This is a genomic window from Variovorax sp. dw_308, assembly GCF_019207085.1.
GTDB lineage: Bacteria > Pseudomonadota > Gammaproteobacteria > Burkholderiales > Burkholderiaceae_C > Variovorax.
The window spans coordinates 1-2927 of sequence record NZ_JAATOM010000069.1 but is presented as its reverse complement, the minus strand read 5'-3'; the positions used below and the strand labels follow the sequence as shown (position 1 = coordinate 2927).

2 protein-coding genes are annotated in these 2927 nt (G+C 63.9%); both read left to right on the top strand.

Translation table 11 applies throughout. The features are described from left to right. The first annotated feature begins 201 nt into the window (after positions 1-201). Positions 202-1728, top strand: coding sequence for an IS21 family transposase (gene istA / locus HCU76_RS36150; RefSeq protein ID WP_218512042.1), 1527 nt, complete (start codon positions 202-204; stop codon positions 1726-1728). 42 nt (positions 1729-1770) lie between these two features. Next, on the top strand, positions 1771-2568 hold the full coding sequence (gene istB / locus HCU76_RS36145) for an IS21-like element helper ATPase IstB (RefSeq protein WP_218512041.1): 798 nt from the start codon (positions 1771-1773) through the stop codon (positions 2566-2568). Positions 2569-2927 lie beyond the last annotated feature (359 nt).

Here is a 2927-nt window from a genome sequence, read left to right as displayed (position 1 = left end):
TGCGTATTTCGGAGGAGCGTGACCGACCGTTTCGGCATCGTGACCGCCGAATTCGGCATCGTGACCGACGATTTCGGTGACGTGACCGATTGAAGTCGGGAGACCGCTTCGTGGCGGTCGCCGACCTGTCAAGAGGTTGGTGTTGGTGTTGCGTATGAACCACCGCTGGGGCATAGCCTCGTGGCCTTTGGGCCGTGAACGATGCCGCAGCAACGCATGGAAGTACGCATGATCAAAGACATCCTCAGACTCAAATACCAGGGCGGCCTCTCGCACGAGCGCATCGCAAAAAGCCTGGCCATCTCCAAAGGAGTGGTATCCAAGTACCTCAGCCTGGCCGGCGCCGCCGGGCTGGACTGGAAGGCGACAGCGCAGCTGGACGAAGCTTCGCTGGAACGCAGATTGTTTGGGCGCAACGAGAACGAGACCCGACTGGTTGAACCCGACTTTGCCAACGTTCACATCGAACTGCGCCGCAAGGGCGTGACGTTGATGCTGCTGTGGGGGGAGTACCGCGCGGCCAATGAAGGCTGCCGCACCTGGGCCTACACCCAGTTCTGCGGGCACTACAAGAAATTCGCCCAGACCCTCAAGCGTTCGATGCGTCAGCACCGGCGCGCTGGCGAGAAGTTATTCATCGACTATGCCGGCTCAACGCTGGCACTGACCGACGGCACGCGCGCCCAGGTCTTCGTTGCCGCGATGGGCGCGTCGAGCTACACGTTTGCCTGTGCAACGGCCGACCAGAGCATGCGTTCATGGTTGGGTGCACTCGCACGCGCACTGACGTTCTACAAGGGCTGCCCACAACTCGTTGTCCCCGACAACCCACGATCGCTCGTTTCTCAGGCCTGCCGTTACGAGCCGACGCTCAATGAATCGGTGCGCGAGTTCGCGCGCCACTACGCTGTCTCATTTCTTCCGGCACGCCCGTTTCTGCCAAAGGATAAAGCCACCGCAGAAAGTTCGGTACAGGTGGTCACTCGCTGGATCCTGGCGCGCCTGCGTCACGCCGTGCTGGCCGATGTGCATGCCGCCGATGCGGCGATCAGTGCCTTGCTGGCGCCGCTGAACGATCGCAAGTTCCAGAAGATCGAGGGTAGCCGCGCGAGCCTGTTTGCCTCGCTCGATTCGCCGGCCCTGTCGCCGCTGCCGGCGCAACGCTGGCAGTGGGTCACCTTCAAAACGGTGAAGGCGCATATTGACTACCACGTCGAGGTGGATGCTCACCGCTACAGCGTGCCGCACTCGCTGGTCGGGGTGACGCTGGAGGCGCGCGTCACGGACGCGTTGATCGAGCTGCTGCATCGCGGCCAGCGCGTGGCCTGCCATGCCCGCAGTGCGCGGCGTGGGGGCTTCACGACCGTGGACGAGCACATGCCCGCGGCCCACCGTGCGCACAAGCAGTGGACGCCCGAGAGGTTGATCCATTGGGGAGGCGAGATCGGCGCGAACACCGGCCAGTTCGTCACGCAGTTGCTGCTGCGCTTCCGTCACCCCGAGCACGGCTATCGCAGTTGCCTTGGCCTGCTCAGCCTCGTCAAGCGCTACGGGCCCAAGCGTGTCGAAGCCGCATGTACCTTGGCGCTGGAACTCGGCGCAGGTCAGTACCGCAATGTGCGCGACATCCTGGCCAATGGCCGCGACCTGATTGAGCGCGCGCAACCGGAACCCGAATGGGTCGCCCCCGAGCACGACAACCTGCGCGGCGCGGCGTACTACCACTGAGCCACCGGCACCCACCGCATAACGAATCGAAAGAACTTCCCAATGATGATGAACAACACCCTCGCGCAACTGCGCGATCTGAAGCTCGCCGGCATGGTCGCGGCGATCGAAGAGCAGTTCTCCAGCACCGCGAGCACGACACTGAGCTTCGAGGAGCGCCTGGCACTCATGGTCGATCGCGAGGTGCACCACCGCGGCGACAAGCGCCGCGCCGCGCTGCTCAAGCACGCGGGGCTGAAGTACCCGCAGGCCTGCATCGAGGATGTGGATGGCCGTGGCGGGCGTGGCTTCGAGCGCAGCGCGTTGATGAGCCTGGCGCTGTCGCGCTGGGTCGAGGACGGCTCTGCGATTCTGGTCACGGGTCCCGCAGGTTCGGGGAAATCGTGGCTGGCCTGCGCGCTGGCGCAGCATGCGTGCCGGCGTGGGCACTCGGCGCTGTATCTGCGCGCACCGCGCCTGGCCGAGGACCTGCGTGTGCTGCACGGCAACGGCGGCTTCTCCCGATGGCTCGCGGCAGTGGCGCGCACAAGCGTCCTTGTCCTGGACGATTGGGGCATGGCTTCGCTGGACGGCCCCACGCGTTCAGACCTGATGGAGATCATTGATGACCGTGCCGGTACGCGCCCGACGATCGTGACGAGTCAACTGCCCATCGAGCACTGGCACGCCTGGATCGGGGACGCGACGATCGCTGATGCGATCCTCGATCGCCTGCTCTCGCGCAGCCATCGACTGGCGTTGAAGGGCAAGTCAATGCGCTCGGGCAAGCTCGCCAACGGCGTCGGTGACGCAGGCGATCTCCTCGCCGAAACCACCCCCACCGTCGGCGTGGCGCCGTAGGGAACCGCCCTGTGGATTTTTGGACAGGCCCGCTGACGCGAGCTCCCCGACTGAGCGCCTTCGGCGCTCTCCTATGGATGGCCGGATGGACAACCCTTCGGGTTGACCACGCGCCCACCCACAGGCCGTCGGCTGTCCACAAGCTCCACAGGGCCCGACACACTATTCTGAAAAGAGGCAAGACAAAGAAGACAAAGCCCTTAGCCATGCAAGGCATCAACTCCCAACCACACCTCGTCAAGGAGGCAGTTCAACCCTTCAGATCAACCCCAAACCTACAATCTCCTTCGCGCAACCCCAGCATCGACCGAAATCGGTCACGTTCCCGAAATCACTGGTCACGTTCGCCGAAATACGCA